This window comes from Pseudomonas kurunegalensis (assembly GCF_030291635.1).
GTDB classification, from domain to species: Bacteria; Pseudomonadota; Gammaproteobacteria; order Pseudomonadales; family Pseudomonadaceae; genus Aquipseudomonas; species Aquipseudomonas monteilii.
On sequence record NZ_CP127871.1, the window covers coordinates 2053438 to 2071628 of the forward strand.

16 protein-coding genes and 1 pseudogene are annotated in these 18191 nt (G+C 64.3%); 8 read left to right on the forward strand and 9 right to left on the reverse strand.

Features of this window, described 5'->3' with window-relative positions:
* Together QQ992_RS09250 and QQ992_RS09255 are read left to right on the forward strand one after the other, a co-directional pair.
* Nucleotides 1-378, forward strand: a complete 378-nt coding sequence (locus tag QQ992_RS09250; protein ID WP_012271538.1) for a RidA family protein — start codon at nt 1-3, stop codon at nt 376-378.
* Between the two features lie 71 nt (nt 379-449).
* Nucleotides 450-1514, forward strand: coding sequence for a YkvI family membrane protein (locus QQ992_RS09255; RefSeq protein WP_286113142.1), 1065 nt, complete (start codon nt 450-452; stop codon nt 1512-1514).
* Between the two features lie 32 nt (nt 1515-1546).
* Here QQ992_RS09255 and QQ992_RS28070 read toward each other — a convergent pair whose 3' ends face one another.
* The 3 genes and pseudogenes from QQ992_RS28070 to QQ992_RS09265 all read right to left on the reverse strand — a co-directional run bounded on the left by QQ992_RS28070 (nt 1547) and on the right by QQ992_RS09265 (nt 4454).
* Nucleotides 1547-2287 carry a methyl-accepting chemotaxis protein gene (locus QQ992_RS28070; protein WP_370290711.1) on the reverse strand — a complete coding sequence of 247 codons (741 nt, stop codon included), beginning with the start codon at nt 2285-2287 and terminating at the stop codon, nt 1547-1549.
* Between the two features lie 162 nt (nt 2288-2449).
* Nucleotides 2450-3478 (reverse strand): annotated as a pseudogene (gene mcpA, locus QQ992_RS28075) (methyl-accepting chemotaxis protein McpA); the annotation flags it as partial.
* Nucleotides 3479-3575: 97 nt separating this feature from the next.
* Nucleotides 3576-4454, reverse strand: a complete 879-nt coding sequence (locus tag QQ992_RS09265; protein WP_286113143.1) for a LysR family transcriptional regulator — start codon at nt 4452-4454, stop codon at nt 3576-3578.
* A gap of 102 nt (nt 4455-4556) precedes the next feature.
* On the opposite strand from QQ992_RS09265, the gene QQ992_RS09270 reads away from it, so the two are divergent.
* The gene (locus QQ992_RS09270; protein WP_286113144.1) at nt 4557-4985 is read left to right on the forward strand and encodes a PACE efflux transporter; all 429 of its coding nucleotides are present in this window, start codon (nt 4557-4559) and stop codon (nt 4983-4985) included.
* Nucleotides 4986-5023: 38 nt separating this feature from the next.
* On the opposite strand, the gene QQ992_RS09275 is transcribed toward QQ992_RS09270, so the two are convergent.
* From QQ992_RS09275 to QQ992_RS09295, 5 genes are all read right to left on the reverse strand, one after another.
* Entirely contained in the window at nt 5024-6085 is a 1062-nt protein-coding gene (locus QQ992_RS09275; RefSeq protein ID WP_286113145.1) for a hypothetical protein, read from the reverse strand.
* A 234-nt stretch (nt 6086-6319) separates the two neighbouring features.
* Nucleotides 6320-6988 carry a GntR family transcriptional regulator gene (locus tag QQ992_RS09280; RefSeq protein ID WP_286113146.1) on the reverse strand — a complete coding sequence of 223 codons (669 nt, stop codon included), beginning with the start codon at nt 6986-6988 and terminating at the stop codon, nt 6320-6322.
* A gap of 16 nt (nt 6989-7004) precedes the next feature.
* Nucleotides 7005-7709 carry a FadR/GntR family transcriptional regulator gene (locus QQ992_RS09285; protein ID WP_286113147.1) on the reverse strand — a complete coding sequence of 235 codons (705 nt, stop codon included), beginning with the start codon at nt 7707-7709 and terminating at the stop codon, nt 7005-7007.
* Between the two features lie 44 nt (nt 7710-7753).
* Nucleotides 7754-9067 carry a C4-dicarboxylate transporter DctA gene (locus QQ992_RS09290; protein WP_016714783.1) on the reverse strand — a complete coding sequence of 438 codons (1314 nt, stop codon included), beginning with the start codon at nt 9065-9067 and terminating at the stop codon, nt 7754-7756.
* Between the two features lie 227 nt (nt 9068-9294).
* Nucleotides 9295-9609, reverse strand: a complete 315-nt coding sequence (locus QQ992_RS09295; RefSeq protein WP_025754409.1) for a helix-turn-helix domain-containing protein — start codon at nt 9607-9609, stop codon at nt 9295-9297.
* A 266-nt stretch (nt 9610-9875) separates the two neighbouring features.
* On the opposite strand from QQ992_RS09295, the gene QQ992_RS09300 reads away from it, so the two are divergent.
* Both QQ992_RS09300 and QQ992_RS09305 read left to right on the forward strand, forming a co-directional pair.
* Nucleotides 9876-11441, forward strand: coding sequence for a methyl-accepting chemotaxis protein (locus QQ992_RS09300; RefSeq protein ID WP_286113150.1), 1566 nt, complete (start codon nt 9876-9878; stop codon nt 11439-11441).
* A 13-nt stretch (nt 11442-11454) separates the two neighbouring features.
* The gene (locus QQ992_RS09305) at nt 11455-13143 is read left to right on the forward strand and encodes a putative bifunctional diguanylate cyclase/phosphodiesterase (protein WP_286113151.1); all 1689 of its coding nucleotides are present in this window, start codon (nt 11455-11457) and stop codon (nt 13141-13143) included.
* Nucleotides 13144-13165: 22 nt separating this feature from the next.
* Here QQ992_RS09305 and QQ992_RS09310 read toward each other — a convergent pair whose 3' ends face one another.
* On the reverse strand, nt 13166-14914 hold the full coding sequence (locus QQ992_RS09310; protein WP_286113153.1) for a sigma-54-dependent Fis family transcriptional regulator: 1749 nt from the start codon (nt 14912-14914) through the stop codon (nt 13166-13168).
* 224 nt (nt 14915-15138) lie between these two features.
* Here QQ992_RS09310 and QQ992_RS09315 point away from each other — a divergent pair, with 224 nt between their 5' ends.
* Genes QQ992_RS09315 through QQ992_RS09325 form a run of 3 tightly spaced genes read left to right on the forward strand, consistent with a single transcriptional unit; the run spans nt 15139 to nt 18190 of the window.
* Nucleotides 15139-16233 carry an ABC transporter ATP-binding protein gene (locus QQ992_RS09315; protein WP_286113155.1) on the forward strand — a complete coding sequence of 365 codons (1095 nt, stop codon included), beginning with the start codon at nt 15139-15141 and terminating at the stop codon, nt 16231-16233.
* Nucleotides 16233-17330 (forward strand): ABC transporter ATP-binding protein, encoded by a 1098-nt coding sequence (locus QQ992_RS09320; RefSeq protein WP_286113156.1) that lies wholly within the window; start codon nt 16233-16235, stop codon nt 17328-17330. Before QQ992_RS09315 ends, QQ992_RS09320 begins: the two co-directional genes overlap by 1 nt.
* A complete protein-coding gene (locus QQ992_RS09325; protein ID WP_016714776.1) occupies nt 17327-18190 on the forward strand; it encodes a carbohydrate ABC transporter permease in 864 nt (287 codons plus the stop codon). Before QQ992_RS09320 ends, QQ992_RS09325 begins: the two co-directional genes overlap by 4 nt.
* Nucleotide 18191 lies beyond the last annotated feature (1 nt).

The following is an 18191-nucleotide window of genomic DNA, read 5'->3' on the forward strand; positions in this document are numbered from 1 at the left end:
ATGAGCAATGACATCCAGCGTTTCCCCAGCAGCCTGCCGTTCCCGTTTTCCCGTGCAGTGAAGGCCGGTGGTTTTCTGTTTCTCTCTGGCCAGGTGCCGATGAGCGCCAGCGGTGAAGTGGTGCGTGGTGACATCCAGGCCCAGACCCGCGCCGCCTGCGAGCGCATTGCCGAAAGCCTGGCGGCGTGCGGCGCACGTTTCGACCAGGTGGTAAAGGCCACGGTATGGCTGTCGGACATGAGCCACTTCGCCGGTTTCAACGAGGTGTACAAGGAATTCTTCGGTGCCGCGTTGCCGGTGCGCTCGACAGTGGCCTCGGCGTTGGCGCTGGGGGTGGATGTGGAGATTGAAGTGCAGGCGTTTGTCGGCGATCTGTAACTGAGCAGAGGCCGCTCCCGCAAAAGCGATGCGGTGGCAGCAGGACAACAACAATAAATCCAGAGGTTCACATGCAAGAGCAGCTGAAGATTGCCGGCGCATTTGTCGGCGTGATCGTGGGGGCGGGCTTCGCTTCGGGGCGGGAACTGTTGTTGTTCTTTGTCGATTTCGGTGTGTGGGGGTTGGTGGGGGCACTGGTAAGTGCCGCCCTGTTTACCTTCCTCGGCATGGCCTTGGCCGGGTTGGGCAACCGCGAGCAGGCCACCTCGCACAAGGACGTGATACAGGCCATCTGCGGTCGCCACCTGGGCCTGTTCGTCGACTGGCTGATCACCTTTTTCATGTTCGCCGTCACGGTGGTCATGCTGGCCGGTGGGGGCGCGTTGCTGGAGCAGCAGTTCGGCATTCCGGCACTGACCGGCAGCGTGCTGGTGACGCTGGTGGTGGTGGCGATTGTGTGCCTGGACGTGCGCAAGGTGATCCTGGCCATTGGTGCCATCACACCGCTGTTGATCCTGGTGGCTTCGGCGATTGCACTGTACGCCGTGTTTACCCGTGAACAGAGCTTCGCCGCGCTCGACCAGCTGGCCAGCCAGCAGCAGGCCGGTACCCGGCACTGGTTGTTGGGCGCGTTCCTGTATGTGTCGTACAACATCGTTGCCGGTGCGCCGATCCTGGCCATTCTGGGTGGCTCGGCCAAGGGCGAGAAAACCGCAGTGTGGGGTGGCCTGCTGGGTGGTGCGGCGTTGGGCGGCCTGATGCTGGTGATGAGTGCCGGGCTGTTGTCGCGCCTGGACAGCGTGGCCGACTTGCCCATGCCGATGCTGTCGATTGCCAACGAAGTGTCACCGCTGCTGGGGGTGGTGATGTGCCTGATCATCTTCGGCATGATCGTCAACACGGCAGTGGGTACGTTGTTTTCGTTCCTTTCGCGGCTGCTGCCGGCGGGTACGGCAACGTTCCGCTGGGGTTCGGTGATAACCGGGGTGGTGGCGTTTGGCTGCAGCCTGGTGGGGTTCATCAGCCTGGTGGGGGAGGTGTACCCGTTGTTTGGCTACCTGGGTTTCGTGCTGATGGCGGCGGTGTTGCTGGCCTGGGTACGGCGGGGCAGGGCCACGAAAGCGGCTGTGGCATAAAAAGGGGCGCATAGCGCCCCTCTTCGGGTCCATCAGATTCTGAAGCTGCCCACCAACTGCTTCAGGCGCCCGGCCTGCTGGGCCAGCTGGTCGCAATGACGCAGGGTTTCGTTCAGGTTTTCCACGCCCTGCTGGTTCAGGGCGTTGATCTGGGTGATGTCCAGGTTGAGGCTCTCGACCACGGCGGTCTGCTCTTCGGTCGCGGTCGCCACGGACTGGTTCATGCCATCGATTTCGCCGATGCGCTGGGTCACGCTGGCCAGGCGTTCACCGGCCTGGTTGGCCACCTGTACGGTCTGCTCGCTGGACACCTGGCTGGTGTTCATGGTGTGCACCGCTTCGCGCGAACCTACCTGCAGGCTGGTGATCATGCGGTGGATCTCTTCCGCCGACTCCTGGGTACGGTGTGCCAGGTTGCGCACTTCGTCGGCCACCACGGCAAAGCCACGGCCGGCTTCACCGGCACGGGCCGCCTCGATCGCGGCGTTCAGTGCCAGCAGGTTGGTCTGCTGCGAAATACCCTTGATCACGTCGAGAATCTTGCCGATTTCGTCGGTGCTGGCGTTGAGCGTTTCGATCTGCGCGCAAGACTCGCTGATGCGCTGTGACAAGGCGGTCATGGCACTGATCGCCTCTTCCACCACTTCACGGCCGCCGTGTGCCTGCTCGCTGGCGCCGCTGGCATGCTGCGAAGCATCGGCGGCGTTGCGGGCGATTTCCTGGGTGGCGGCGCCCAGCTCGTTGATGGCCGCTGCCACGCTGTTGGTGCGCATGCTCTGTTCTTCCGAGCCGGTGATCGACGCGTTGGATGCGCTGACCACTTTTTCCGACAGGTCGTGCACCAGGCGGGTGGCCGAGGACACTTCGCTGATCGAGGCGTGGATGCGCTCGACGAAGCGGTTGAACGAGGTGGCCAGTTCGCCGAACTCGTCCTTGTTCTGCACGGTCAGGCGGCGGGTAAGGTCGCCTTCACCCTCGGCGATGTCGCGCATGGCGCGGCCCATGGTGGTCAGCGGGCTCATCAGCACCGGGATCAGCAGGCCGAGCAGGCCGGCGATGGCGGCCACGGCAATCAGCATGGCGATGATCGCCGAGGTGCGGAACTGGCTGAGTGCGGCATAAGCCTTGTCCTTGTCGATCGACAGGCCGATGTACCACTGCGCCGACGGCAGGCCGGCTACCGGGGCGAAAGAAATGATGCGGTCCTGGCCGTTGAGGGTGACATCCTGCATGCCAGCGGCAATCCGCAGGTTGCTGCCGGGGTAGATGTCCTTGAGGTTCTTCATCACCTGGTCTTTGTCGGGGCTGACAATCACCTGGCCATTGGCGTCTGCCAGGAAGGCGTGGCCGATGCCGCCGAAGTCGACCGAGTTGATGATCTCGACCAGGGTGTCGAGGGTCACGTCACCGCCGACCACACCGATCAGCTCGCCGTTGCTTTTGCTCTTCACCGGGGTGGCGATGGTGACCATCAGGCCGCCGACCGCGCCTTGGTAGGGGGCAGTCAGCACGGTCTGCCCGGCGCTGGCGGCGGCGCCATACCAAGGGCGCTGGCGCGGGTCGTAACCGGCAGGCATCTGGGCGTCCGGGCGCTGGGTGAACGCACCGTTGGCCTGGCCCAGGTACGTGAACAGGAAATTACGCGTGTAGGACGGCTGCTCGATCAGCCCGGCCAGGGTCTCGCCGGCACCTAGCTGGCCGATGTCCTGGGCCAGGTTTTCCAGCACCAGGATGCGCCCGCTCATCCAGTTCTGCACGCTGCTGGCGGTCAGAGCGCCGGATTGCTGCACAGAGGCTTCGATGTTCTGGCGGATGGTGTTGCGTTGCAGGTAGTCGTTGTAGAGCGTGAACAGGGCAAATGCCAGGACCACGACACCGCAGGCGCTGAGCAGGATCTTGTGGCGAAATTTCAGGTTCATGTTTCGAGACCTTGAGCCAATGAGGGGAGGGCGCAGCGCGCTCATGACGCACTGCGGGGCCTGTCGACCGGGATATCGGCTAAAGGGGTAAAAGATTGAAGCACTTACAGAAATTTCTTACGGCCGTTTCGACAGACGGTACTCAACGGCTACTCAACTGCTGGATCAACAGCCGGGCGGCTTGCTGCAGCGGTTGTTGCTTGCGCCACAAGATGTGTATCGGCAACTGCAACTCGTTGCGTGTATTGCGAAAACCCAGGCGCACCAGGCGTCCGCTGGCGAGCAGTGGCGCAACCCGCGACAACGGCAGGTCGCCCCAGCCCAGGCCTGCTTCCACCATTTGCAACGCCAGGTCGAAGCTGTCGGTTGACCAGTGCGCTGCACCGATCAGCGGGCGCGGGTCGGCCATTGGCAGGTCGCGGCTGCGCACCAGAATCTGACGCACCTGGGTCAGGTCTTCGAGGTAATGGATGCGCCCCTCGCGCAAGGCCGGGTGGGCCGGCGACAGGGTGGCCACCAGCGACTCCATGCCGATGTGCTGGAAGCCTCGGCGGGCGTCGACCTGCAGGCCTGCAAAGGCCACGCAAAGGTCGGCGCGGCCACTGTCCAGCAGGTGCAGGGCTTCTTCCTGCGGGGCGCTGAGCAGGGCGATATCCAGCAGCGGGTGGCGTTCGCCAAGGTGTGCGATGGCCGCCAGCAGTGGCCGGTGGTCGATGTCTGGTACCACGGCCAGGGTCAGGCTGCTTTCCAACCCTTGGGACAGCTCCAGTGCGTGTACCTGCAGCAATCCCAATTGTTCGCCAATCAGCCTGGCGTGTGGTTCCAGGGCCAGGGCTTGGGCAGTTGGGCGAACCTCACGCGAACCACGTTCGAACAAGCTGTAGCCCAGTTCCGCTTCAAGGTTGCCGATAGCCATGCTCACGGCTGAAGGCACGCGCCTCAGGGCGCGCGCGGCGGCAGAAAACGAACCGCAGTCGAGCACGGCTAGAAAAAGCTGGATGTTGTCGCTGGAAAAGTTCATGGCAGCCTCCTGTCAGTAGATCTGACAGCTGCTGACTTTTGCTGTCAAGCAGGGTGAAGCATGATCGCGCCCCATCGCTTTTGTCATTGGAGGTAACCCCGAGTGCAGGGATTGAAACGCAAACTGGTCTACGTGACTTTTTATGAGCTGATCGGGTTGTGCATGTCGACCCTCGGGCTGGCTTACCTGTCGGACACCCAAGCGTCGCATACCGGGCCGCTGGCGGTGATGATCACCACCATCGCCATGCTCTGGAACCTGGTTTACAACACCTTGTTCGAATGGTGGGAGAGCCGCCAGGCCAAGCGTGGGCGCAGTGTGGCGCGGCGGGTGGCGCATGCCATCGGCTTTCAGCTGACGCTGGTGGTGTACCTGATTCCGCTGATTGCCTGGTGGCTCGACATGACACTGGTGGAGGCGTTGCTGGTGGACATGGCGTTCATCGTGCTGGTGCCTTGCTACACCTTTGCCTACAACTGGGCGTTCGACCGGATCTTTGGGTTGCCAAGTTCTGCGTTGGCTACAGCCTGATGTAGCCTGGGCCGGCCTCTTCGCGGGCAAGCCCGCGCCTACGGCGGCAGGCGAATGATCAAAGGTGCTTGCTGCTGCTTCACTTGTTGTTCTACCGGTTGCTCGACGGGCCGCGGCACACTGGCCAGCAAGCTGTCCTCAACCTGCCCCGACAAGTAATACACCCCCGCCATGGCCCCGCTCTGGCGGTTTTCCATCAACTCTTGCCATTCCTGGTTCAGCGCCACGTTGAGGATCACCCGCAACTGTTCGACCATCTGCGGGTGATCGCGGTCATGGGTCATCATGCCGTAGCCGGCCGCCGCAATCGAAATCATCGCCCCCGCCACCTTGCCCACCGCCGACGCCACGGCACTGGCGATGCCGCGCGGGGCCAGGGTAGCGCCGAGCTTTTCGCTGGCCTGGGTGGCCACCGAGTTCAGCCCGACATCGGTTCGCCCGGGGCCTTTGCTGGCCTGTTCATGCAAGTGCTGGCGCATGGCTTGCCAGGCCGGTTGCTGGTCCAGCGACTTGGCCCGAAGCAGTTGATACAGGCTGGCATTACGCGCATCCGGCGGCCCTAGGTGGATGGCGGGGATGCGGTTGAGGCGCTGGCTGACCTGCTCGGGGGGCGCGTTGTAGCGGCTGATGATGGCGGGTAGCTGCTGGCCGAGCAGTTGCAGGTACAGCTCGCAGGCGCGGTCGCGGATGCCCTCGGGGTTGATCTGCTCGGCCACCGGCTCGATCACCCGCTCGTGGTATTGCTCCTGCAGGTACAGGGCCAGGCGCTTTTGCGCAGGTTCACGGCCTTCGCCGCTGTCGAGCTTGTACCAGGCCACTTTGAGGGTGAGCCACTGCTGGGTCCAGTAACCGGTGAACCATGGGATGAAGTCGCTTTCGGTGCGCTGTTGTACCTGTTCCTTCCATACCCGCATGGAGCGCCGGGCATAGTCGTTGGCCGAGCCGGCGGCGCCGACCGAAGCGTCGATCAGTTCCTGGTCGATGCGTTGCCAGGCGGCGGGCGTGAGCACCGCAGGCGCAGGCGGGGCAGGTGGGCGCTTGCCCGCGCAGCCGGTCAGGGCCAACAGCAGGCACAGCAACAGAAGGATTCGAGCACTCACGCAACCGCCTCCCTGATAGAGGCTGGGGTGGTTCTCGCAGTATAGGGTGGCGTGCGAAGTACTGCCGTGCACCTTATCGCTTGGGCGACGCAGTCCCTGTAGGAGCGGCCTTGTGTCGCGATGGGCCGCGCAGCGGACCCAGGATTTCAGCTCCGCAACAGGCATTGCCGGGGCCGCTTTGCGGCCCATCGCGACACAAGGCCGCTCCTACAGGGACCGCGTCAGCATGAACGATCAATTCAGGTCGAGCTTTTCTTCCAGGCGGTCCAAGTGCTTGTGCATCAAACTCAACGCCGCCTCGGCATCGCCTTGCTCCACGGCATCGATGATGGCCGCGTGCTCTTCCCATGCACAGTGGTCGCAGCACGGTGATTCGTAGCGGGCGATGATCAGTGAGGTCATCGGCACCAGCCCATTGAGGAACCGTGCCAGCGGCGCATTGGCCGCCACCTGCGCCAGTTTCAGGTGAAACTCACCGCCCAGGCGGATCGCCGCGCAGCGCTCGCCGCTTTCGTGGTGCAGACGTTCGCGTTCTACCAGTTGCCGCAGCTGGCGCACCTGCGCCGGCCGGGCGCGCTGGGTGGCCAGGGTAATCAGCGTGGTTTCGGCCAGGCGCCGGGCACTGAGCACCTGACGTGCCTGATCCGGGTCGGGCGCGGCCAGGTGCGCGGTGTGGCTGGGGCGCTGCACCACCACCTGCTGGTCGGACAGGCGCCCAAGCACACGACGAATCACGGTGCGACTGACACCAAAGGCATGGCCCAGCGCCTGCTCGGGCAGCAGCGCGCCCGGAGGCAAGCGCTGTTCGAGAATGGCGTCGAACAGCCGGGGGTAGATCTGCTCGGCCGACAGGCGGGTTTCGCCGGCCGCAAGCAGGGCGGGCAGGTGAGGGGCGGCGTTCATGGTCGCTCTCCTGGGGTCATGGATGCGGGTGTTCGTCCGGGATGTTCAGCGAAATGCCCATGCGCTGGCCTTCGGCGAGGATGTGCTGGCGCATCTGGGCACTGGCCTGGGCGCTGTTGCGTTCACGTATGGCACGGACCACTGCTTCGTTCTCCTTCAGCCGCGCCGCCAGGTGCTCGGGCGAGTTGCGCAGCATGTCGGCGCTCTGTTTCAGGGCATTGCCGGTCTGCTGCACCACGCTCTGGAAGATCGGGTTGGTGGTGAGCGCGAACAGCGCTTCATGGAAGGCGATGTAGGCCTTCACGCCGGCTTCGCTGTCATCGGCCTCCAGCGCTTCGCGCATGTCCATCAGGGTCAGGCGTAACTGGCCGATGTCCTGGCTGTTGGCCGATTGCGCCACCAGGCCAACGATGAAGGGCTCGAGGGTGTAACGCAGTTCCAGTACGTCGGCCAGGCTGGCCGCAGCGCTGGTGTCGATGCCGGGTTCCTGGGGGGGGGCATCGGCGTCCAGTACCAGTACGCCCTTGCCCGGCAACGAGCGGACCAGGCCCAGGGTCTCCAGCACGGTCACCGCTTCGCGCAGGCTAGGGCGGCTGATGCCCAGTTGTTCGGCCAGCTCGCGCTGGCCCGGCAGCATGTCGCCGGTGCGCCATTGGCCCCGGGCCAAGGCCTGGCGCAGTTTTTCCACCACTGAGTTGACGACGGTCGATGAGCTGATCACGGTTCGCTCCTGCAAGGGCCGGCGTGATCGCCGGCCGCTCTGGTTCAGAATTCCTGTTGATGGTGCGTGTTGGGCTGTTTGCGCGGCGTGGGGGCAAAGCCGGGCTTGCCGTCGAGCACGTTCTGCGCGCGCTCCAGGTCAATGTCCTTTTCCCAGCGTGCGATGGCCACGGTGGCCACGCAGTTGCCAATCAGGTTGGTCAATGCCCGGCCGATGCCCATGAACCAGTCCACTGCCAGCACCAGCACCAGGCCAACCACCGGAATCGCGGGTACGGCGGTCAAGGTGGCGGCCAGGATGACCAGCGCCGAGCCTGGGATGCCGTGAGCGCCCTTGGAAGTCACCAGCGACACCAGCAGGATGGTCAGCAGGTCGGTCATTTCCAGCGGCGTGCCGGTGGCGTTGGCAATGAACACGATGGCCAGGGTCAGGTAGATGGAGAAACCATCGAGGTTGAACGAATAGCCGGTGGGGATCACCAGGCCGACGGTGGAGCTGCCAATGCCCAGGTGCTCCAGCTTGCGCATGATCTGCGGCAGCACTGCGTCGGAAGAGGCGGTGCCCAGCACGATGGTCAGCTCTTCACGCAGGTACTTGATCAGCGGCAACAGCTTCAGGCCCGACAGGCGCATGACCGTCCCCAGCACGATCAGCACGAAGCCGGCACAGGTCAGGTAGAACAGTGCGACCAGCCCGCCCAGGTGCTGCAGCGATTCCAGGCCGTATTTGCTGGTGGTGAAGGCGATGGCGCCGAACACGCCGATGGGCGCCAGGCGTACGATCATGCCCATGATGCGGAAGATCACATGGCTCAGCTCGTTGATCAGCCGCGAAATGCCGGCGGCCGAGTCACCCACCAGGTTCAGCGCGCTGCCGAACAGCACCGAGAACAGCAGCACCTGAAGAATGTTGTTGTCGGCGAAGGCACCGATCACCGAGGTGGGGATCAGGTCCATGAAGAACGCCGTGGCGCCGTGGATGTGCTGGCCGCGCTCTGCCAGGCCGTTGGCATCGGCGGTGGACAGCTGGTCCAGGTGAATGTTGGCACCGCTACCAATGCCACTGCTGAAGGCGAACACCAGGCCGATCACCAGCGCCAAGGTGGTCAGCACTTCAAAGTAGATCACTGACTTCAGGCCGATGCGTCCGACCTTTTTCAGGTCGCCCGCGCCCGAGATGCCGCTGACCACCACGCAGAACACGATCAGGCCGATGAGCATCTTGATCAGCTTGATGAAGCCGTCGCCGAGGGGTTTGAGTTGCAGGGAAAGGTCGGGGAAGCTGAGGCCGCAGGCGATGCCGAGGGCAAGGCCGAGCACGACTTGCAGGAAGATCGAACGCGAGCACCATTTGAGCATGGGATTATCTCTGATCGGTGTCCTTGCTTCGGTAGCCGCACGGGGCGAAAGAGCGCAGGACTTAATTATTGTGGTCTTACCGGTTTGTTCAGCGCGAGGCCATAAAAGCGCGAAAAATCCGACTTTGCAAGGGTTTTCGGCCTTACCGGTCTGACCAGTTATGGGGCAATCTGACCTGCCAGGCTCTAGTTCGGTGCGTACCGTGAGGTGGGTGGACGCGAATTTGTTCAGGGCTTGGCCAGTGCCTGCTCCACTGCTGCAATCAGCTTGCCAAGATCCTTGGGCGGTGCGTTGTGAATGACGCCGAACAGGTAGGCGCGCTGCTCCTCTTCGTCGTCCGGCTCGGCGAAGAAGTCCTTGGGTTTGACGCCCAGCACCTGAGCAAACTCCATGAGTGCATCGATGCTTGGGGTATAGGTGCTGGTTTCGAAGCGGCTGATGGTCTTGGGATCGAAGCCGGTCCGTTCGGCCAGTTGTGCCTGGGTCAGGCCCGCCAGCTTGCGGTAGCGGCGCAGGGCAGTACCCAAAGCTGATCTCGTCATCACTTAATTCCCATTTAGAATCAAGAACTTAACGATATCTATCGGCATGGCGCAACGCCATGATCGATCACCTTTGTTTTATTTATGTGATGAATTTCGTAGAATTCACGGCTTGACCGGTCAGTCATCGTCAACTTCCCTGTGTGGTTCGGCCTCGTGCCCCAACGGCGGGAAGCGCATGTGCCATTTGGAGCGGATCGCTACGGATCGGTTCCGGTGGCTGTCGATGAGCTGCGTACCGGCACGTCAGTGAATGGAGTCTCATCGTGCGCCTCAACTTGCCGGTTACCCCGGTCGAGCAACGTTTTCCCCCTGATCAGCGGCTGATTTCTGCTACCGATACCGCCAGCCTGATCACCTACTGCAACCCCGAATTCGCCGCTATCAGCGGCTACAGCGAGGCCGAACTGATCGGCAGCCCGCACAACCTGGTGCGCCACCCGGACATGCCGCCGGCGGTGTACGCGTTGATGTGGCGCTACCTGAAAGCTGGCAAGAGCTGGATGGGCATCGTCAAGAACCGCTGCCGTAACGGCGACTACTACTGGGTCAACGCTTACGTCACGCCTATCCTCGAAGGCGGGCGTGTGGTCGGCTACGAGTCGGTGCGGGTGTGCCCCACGCGTGAGCAGGTGGCCCGTGCCGAAGCCCTGTATGCGCGGCTGCGCAACGGCCAGGCGGCCTTGTCGGTGCCGCGTCGGCTGAGCTTGCTGGCGCAGGCGCTGGCCTTGCCACTGGCGGGCGGGCTGCTGGCACTGGGCGCCAACCAGCTGTGGCCTGGCCTGGTGGGGCAGGGGCTGACCCTGGGGCTGTTCCTGGCCTACGGCCTGTGGGCACGCGATGCCCTTGGCCGGCAGTTGCAGCAGGTTGTGCAAGGCGCCGACGGAGCCTTCGCCGACCCGGTTGCAGCCTTGACCTACAGCGACTTGCCGGGTGCCGCCGGGCAACTGCAACTGATGCTGATCAGCGAAGAGGCCCGCCTGAAAACTGCATTGACGCGGTTAAGCGACCTGGCCGGGCAAATGGCCGTGGCCGCCCACGATGCCGGGCAGCTGTCGCGTGGCACCGAGGCCGCGCTGCTGGAGCAACGCGCCGAAACCGACCTGAGCGCCACGGCAATGAACCAGATGGCCGCCTCCATCGGTGAAGTGGCCAACCATGTCCAGTTGACCGCCGCCGAGGCACACACTGCGCACCTGCTGGCCGAGCAGGGCAGCCAGGTGGCAGATGCCAGCGGTGCAGCCATTCGTACCTTGGCCAGCACCGTGACGCAGATCAACCAGGCGGTCAGCCAGCTGGCCGGTCAGACCGGTGCCATCGCGGAGGCTGCCGGAATGATCCGCGGCATTGCCGAGCAAACCAACTTGCTGGCCCTCAACGCTGCCATCGAGGCCGCGCGTGCGGGCGAGCAAGGGCGCGGCTTTGCCGTGGTCGCCGATGAGGTGCGGGCGCTGGCCGACAAGACCCGCCAGTCGACCCTGCACATCCAGGCCATCATCGATGCGCTGCGCAGTGGCGCCGAAGAAGCCGTGGCGATCGCCAGCCAGGGCATCGAAGGTGCCGAGCTGGGCGTTGCCCAGGTGCAGGAAGCGCGACAGGCGCTGCATGGCATTCGTGATGCGGTGCAGCGCATCAGCGACATGAGCCAGCAGATGGCGACCGCTTCGCAGCAGCAGTCGGCAGTGGCCGAAGACGTTTCGCGGCAGATCAACGGCGTAGCCGGTATTGCCCAGCACAGCGCCCACAGCGCCAACGCCGCCGCCTCGCGTGGCGCCGAACTGGAACAGGTGTGCGCCGGATTGCGCGCCCTGGTGGAGCGCTTCAACCGCTAAGGCAGGATGCTTTATGGATGATATCTATCGCGCGGCCGTGGACGCGGCCGCGATCTTTTCGGAAACCGACCTGCGTGGGAACATCACCTACGTCAACCAGCAGTTCTGCAGCATCTCGGGCTACAGCCGCGAGGAGCTGCTGGGTGCCAACCACCGCATCCTCAACTCCGGCCTGCACGAGCCGGCGTTCTTCGTTGGCATGTGGCGGGCCCTGGCCGCCGGGCGGGTGTGGAAGGGCGAGATCTGCAACCGGTCCAAGGACGGTTCGCTGTACTGGGTCGACAGCACCATGGTGCCCTTGGTCGACCCGCTGACCGGCCTGGTGCGCAAGTACGTGTCGATCCGCTTTGACGTCACCGAGAAGCGCCAACTGCTGCACACCTTGCAATGGCGGGTGGGGCACGATGTGCTCACTGGCCTGCCCAATCGTGCCTACTTGTCCGACCTGTTGAACCAGGCCCTGGCCTACTCGCGGCGTGAAGACATCCCGCTGGCGGTGTGCATGCTCGACTTGGATGGCTTCAAGGCGGTCAACGACGGTTACGGGCATGCGGTGGGCGACCTGCTGCTGGTGGAAGTGGCCCAGCGCCTGAAGCGCATCCTGCGCGGGGGTGATGCCGTCGCCCGGTTGTCGGGCGACGAGTTCGTGCTGATCCTGCGCGACGTCGATGATGAGCGCAAGCTGCATGCAGCCCTGCGGCGGGTATTGCGGGCATTGGCGGCCCCCTGTGTGGTTCGGGGGCACACGCTGTCGCTCAGCGCCAGTATCGGCGTGACCCTGTACCCGCAGGATGACGAAGATGCCGATACCCTGGTGCGCCATGCCGACCAGGCCATGTATGTGGCCAAGCAGCGCGGGCGCAACCGGTATCACGTGTTTGACGTGTCGCAGGAGCAGGAGCTCAAGGCCACTCACCAGACAGTGGCGAGGGTGCGACGGGCCCTTAACAACCGAGAGCTTTGCCTTTACTACCAGCCCAAGGTCAACCTGCGCAGCGGCCAGGTGCTGGGCTTCGAGGGCTTGCTACGCTGGCAGCGGCCAGGCCGTGGCGTGGTGCCGCCCGGCGATTTCCTGCCTTGGGTAGAGCAGACCGACCTGATCGTTGAAATCGGCGAGTGGGTGCTCGACCAGGCCTTGACCCAGTTGCAGGCCTGGCAGCAGCAGGGGCAGCCCTGGTCGCTGAGTGTGAACATCGCCGCGCGGCATTTGCAGCGCAGTGACTTTGCCGAGCGCCTGCAGCAGCTGCTGGCAGCGTACCCGGCGGTGGACCCGGCCAGGCTGGACCTGGAAATCGTCGAGTCCGTGGCCATCGACAACCTGCAGCACGTCAGCCGTTGCCTGGACGCCTGTCGCGCACTGGGCGTGCGCTTCTCGCTGGACGATTTCGGCACCGGCTATTCGTCGTTGAGTTACCTGAAACGCTTGCCGACCCAGACGATCAAGATCGATCAGTCGTTCGTGCGTGACATCCTCCATGATCAGGACGACCTGGCGCTGACAGCGGCGGTGATCGGCCTGGCCCGGGCCTTTGGCCGGGAGGTGATCGCCGAGGGGCTGGAGAGCGTCGAGCACGGCCGGGTGCTGATGGGGCTGGGCTGCGAGCTGGCGCAGGGGTACTGCATTGCCCGGCCGATGCCGGCCAGTGAAGTGCAAGCCTGGGCACAGGCTTACCGGCAACCGGTGCAGTGGCGTAACCCTTGAGCGGCCGTGCAGGTCAATAGATTCATCGCTCACGCAGCCGCTTGTAGAGGGTGGTCCGGCTGATCCCCAGGCCGCGCGCCACCGCTGACAGGTTGCCATTGGCTTGTTCAACCAGCGTCTGCAGGTCTACCGCTTCGGTCGCCACCAGCACAGGCACTTGCAACTCGGCCAGAAACCCTGCAGGCAGGTGCTCGACGCCGACGGGCCCGCTGCCCGCCAAGGCCAGTGCCACCTGCAGCACGCTGACCAGTTCGCGCACATTGCCAGGCCAGGGGTGGTGATCGAGCAACTCGATAATGGCCGGGGGCAGCCGCGCCGGTTGCCCAGGCTCGCGGTAGCGAGCATGCACCTGATCGATCAGCTGCCGCCGGTCTGCACGCTCTCGCAGCGGCGGCAGCACCACCGTCAGCCCTGCAATGCGGTAGTACAAATCCTGACGAAAGCGCCCGGCACGCACCTCTTCGGCCAGGTCGCGGTTGCTTGCCGACACCACGCGGATATCCACCGCTACCGGTTCGCCGCTGCCCAGCGGCTGGATGCTGCGCGATTGCAACACGCGCAGCAGGCGGGCCTGGGTAGGCAGCGGCATGTCGCCGATCTCATCGAGAAACAGGATGCCGTGGTCGGCCTTGCGGATCAGCCCCGGGTTGCCTTTGTGGTGGGCGCCGGTGAACGCGCCTCTGTCGTAGCCGAACAGCTCCGACTCCACCAGTTCGGCCGGGATTGCCGCGCAGTTGACGGCGACCAAGGGCCTGTCGGCGCGGCTGCTGGCACGGTGCAGGGTTTCCACGAACACTTCCTTGCCCACACCGGTTTCACCCTGCACCAACACTGGAATGTCCTTTTCCAGCAGCAGGCCGGCCTGCACTCGCGCTTTTTCCAGGCGCGGCTCGCCATTGCCAGGTTCAGGACGGCGGGGCGTTTCGCGTGGCGGTTGCCACTGACAATGAAAGCGGTTGCGCCCGGTGGCCTGGAGGGCGAAGGGCTGTTGCCGGGGATGGCTGAGCAACTGCTGCAAGGGCAACTGGAACAGCTGCTCGATGTTCTGCTGCAACGGGTTACCGCCGAGCAGGCTGTCGGCCCGGTGGTTGGCGGCCAGCACCTGCCCATGCTCATCGAACACCAGCAGGCCGGCCCAAGGGCTGTCGAGGTTATCGGAGGCGCTGTTGAAGATCAGTTGTGCGTGCTGGTCGGCATGTTCGGCGAGGATCAGGCGGTTTTCCAGGCTCTGGCCCATCATGCGTACCAGGCCCAGTGTCTGGCTGGTCGGCAGATAGCCGTCGCTGGCCACGTCGAACACCCCGACCAGTTGCCGTGCGGCGTCGAACAGGGGGGCGGCGGCGCTGGACATGTAGCGGTTCTGGCGCAGGAAGTGCTCGTCCTGGCCGACGTGAATGGCCTGGGCACAAATCAGCGCGGTGCCCAAGGCATTGGTGCCAACCCCGCGCTCGTGCCAGTGGGCGCCGGCGCTGAAACCATGCTGCTGGCGCGGCTCGATGAAACGCCGCGAACCCCAGCTGTCGAGCAGGCAGCCGCTGGCATCGGCCAGCATCACCAGGTAGCTGGCGTTGCCCAGCAGGTGTGCATATTGCGGTAGCACTTCCTCGCGGGTCAGGCGCAGCAGGGCCTGGCGTTTTTCCAGCAGTTCGCTGAGTTCGGCGCGGGTCAGGCAGTCGAAGTCCGGTGCGTGCTGCGGTTGCAAACCGTGATCGCGGCAGCGGGCCCAGGATGCCTGGATGAGCTGGGCGTGGGTCGAAGCGGATGCGGCCATGGGCCTGTCCTGTGTGGTTGTTGTTATGGGCGGACCGCTGTTCAGTGTTGTTCACGGGTGTTCATTGTCAAACCGGCAGGTGTTCAGTTGTTCAGTGATTGTGTTCACTTGTGAACCCCCCGATTTGCGCGGTCTGCCGCCCAGGCCCCGAGCCAGAGCATCGGGGAGCAACTGGCACGGAACTGGCTGTGCCCGGCAGACAACAACGACAAGAAGGCCATGCCATGTCCCTGGTACTGGAGCAGGTCAGCCGCAGCGTCGACAACCAGCCGTGGATCGTCGATGCCTCGCTGCGTTTCGAACCTGGTTCGTTCAACGTGCTGCTGGGCCGCACCCTGGCTGGCAAGACCAGCCTCATGCGCCTGATGGCCGGGCTCGATCGCCCGGACCGGGGCCGGGTGCTGATGGATGGCCAGGACGTGACGGGTGTGCCGGTGCGCCAGCGCAACGTATCGATGGTGTACCAGCAGTTCATCAATTACCCGACCTTGAGCGTGTACGAAAACATCGCCTCGCCGCTGCGCCAGGCGCGCATGGCCGAGGCGGACATCCGCAGGCGTGTGCAGGAAACCGCCGAGATGTTGCGCATCGAAACCTACCTGCAGCGCCTGCCGCTGGAGCTGTCCGGCGGCCAGCAGCAACGCACGGCGATGGCCCGGGCGTTGGTCAAGGATGCCTCGCTGATCCTCTTTGACGAGCCGTTGGTCAACCTCGACTACAAGTTGCGCGAAGGCCTGCGCCAGGAGCTTCGCGAGCTGTTCGCGGCGCGCCACTGCATTGCGGTATACGCCACCACCGAGCCCAACGAGGCGCTGGCGCTGGGTGGCACCACCACCCTTGTGCATGAGGGCCGCATCGTGCAAAGCGGCCCCACCGCCGACGTGTATCAGCGCCCGGGCAGTGTGCTGGCGGCCGAGCTGTTTTCCGAGCCGCCGATCAACCTGGTGCCTGGCCGTATCAGTGGCAACGAGGTGAGCCTGGCCCAGGCCGTGCATTTTGCCCGCAATGCCGACTTGCAGGCGCTTGCCGAAGGCGACTACCGCTTTGGCGTGCGCCCTAGCCATATCACCCTGGTGCCGGCCCATGACGATGACCTGGAACTGGCGGTGCTGGTGGAGCTGGCCGAGATCAGCGGTTCCGAAACCTTCCTGCATGTGCGCAACGAGCATTGGCGCATGATCCTGCACCTGCCCGGGGTGCACGAATACCAGGTGGACACGCCGATCCGCGTGTTCATCCCCACCCACAAGCTGTTCGTCTTCGACAGCGCCGGGGCGTTGGTGCAGGCCCCGGGGCTGCGCCAGGCAAGGAGAGGGTGATGGCCGAAATCCGCTTGCGCCAACTGGCGCACAGTTACAGTCGCCAGCCCGCCAGCGAGGCGGACTATGCCCTGCACGCGCTGGAGCATGTATGGGAGCAGGGCGGCGCTTACGCGTTGCTTGGGCCGTCGGGCTGCGGCAAGTCGACCTTGCTCAATATCATTTCCGGGCTGCTGACGCCGTCCCATGGCGAGGTGCTGTTCGACGGCAAACCGGTCAACCAGCTGTCGCCGCAAGCGCGCAACATTGCCCAGGTGTTCCAGTTCCCGGTGGTGTACGACACCATGACGGTGTTCGACAACCTGGCCTTCCCCTTGCGCAACCAGGGGCTGGATGAAGCCCGGGTGCGTGCCCGGGTGGACGAAATTGCCGAGGTGCTCGACCTCTCTGCCGTGTTGCGCAAGAAGGCGCGCAACCTCAGCGCCGACGAAAAGCAGAAAGTCTCCATGGGCCGCGGCCTGGTGCGCGATGACGTGTCGGCGATCCTGTTCGACGAGCCGCTGACGGTGATCGACCCGCACCTGAAGTGGAAGCTGCGGCGCAAGCTGAAGCAAATTCACGAGCAGTTCAACATCACCATGATCTACGTCACCCACGACCAGCTGGAGGCATCGACCTTCGCTGACAAGATCGCAGTGATGCACGGTGGCCGCATCGTTCAGTTCGGCACCCCGCGTGAGCTGTTCGAGCGGCCCCGGCATACCTTTGTCGGCTACTTCATCGGCAGCCCGGGCATGAACCTGATCGAGGTGCGCGCCGAAGCCGACGGGGTGGCGTTTGGTGATGTCCACCTGGCGCTGCCCGATGGCCTGCGCGAACGGCTGGCGGCAACGGCAGGCGGGCGCTTGCAAGTGGGCATCCGGCCAGAATTCCTACAGCTGTGGGACACCCCGTTCGATGGCGCCATCCCCGCACGCGTGCTGGATATCGAAGACCTGGGCACCTACCGCATCGTCACCGTCGAAGCAGGCGGTGTCGCGCTGAAGGCGCGCCTGGGCGAGGACCGCCTGCTGCCTGTGGATCAGGCCTGGGTCAGCTTTCCGGCGCAGTGGCTGATGCTGTACGTCGACGATGTGCTGCTGGAGGCCGGGCCATGAACAAAGTGCCGAACAACAAGGCCTGGTGGCTGGTGCTGCCGGTGTTCCTGCTGGTGGCGTTCAGCGCGGTGGTGCCGATGATGACCGTGGTCAACTACTCGGTGCAGGATATTTTCGACCAGTCCAACCGCTACTTCGTCGGTGCCGACTGGTACCGCCAGGTGCTGCGCGACCCGGCGTTGCATGACGCGCTGCTGCGCCAGTTCATCTATTCCGCCTGCGTGCTGCTGATCGAGATCCCGCTGGGCATCGGCATTGCCCTGACTATGCCGACCAAGGGGCGCATGGCGTCGGTGTGCCTGATCGTCATGGCCATTCCGCTGCTGATCCCGTGGAACGTGGTGGGCACCATCTGGCAGATCTTCGGCCGTGCCGACATCGGCCTGCTTGGCGCTACCCTGGCCAAGCTCGGGGTCAGCTACAACTACGCCGGCGACCCGTTCGACGCCTGGCTTACGGTGCTGGTGATGGACGTATGGCACTGGACGTCACTGGTGGCACTGCTGTGCTATTCGGGCCTGCGCGCCATCCCCGACGTGTACTACCAGGCCGCGCGTATCGACCGTGCTTCGGGCTGGGCGGTGTTCCGCCATATCCAGCTGCCCAAGCTGAAAAACGTGCTGCTCATCGCGGTGATGCTGCGCTTCATGGACAGCTTCATGATCTACACCGAGCCGTTCGTGCTGACCGGTGGCGGGCCGGGTAACGCCACCACTTTCCTCAGCCAGACCCTCACGCGCATGGCCGTGGGGCAGTTCGACCTGGGCCCGGCGGCGGCGTTCTCGCTGGTGTACTTCCTGATCATCCTGCTGGTGTCGTGGCTGTTCTACACAGCCATGACCCATGCCGACAAGGACTAGC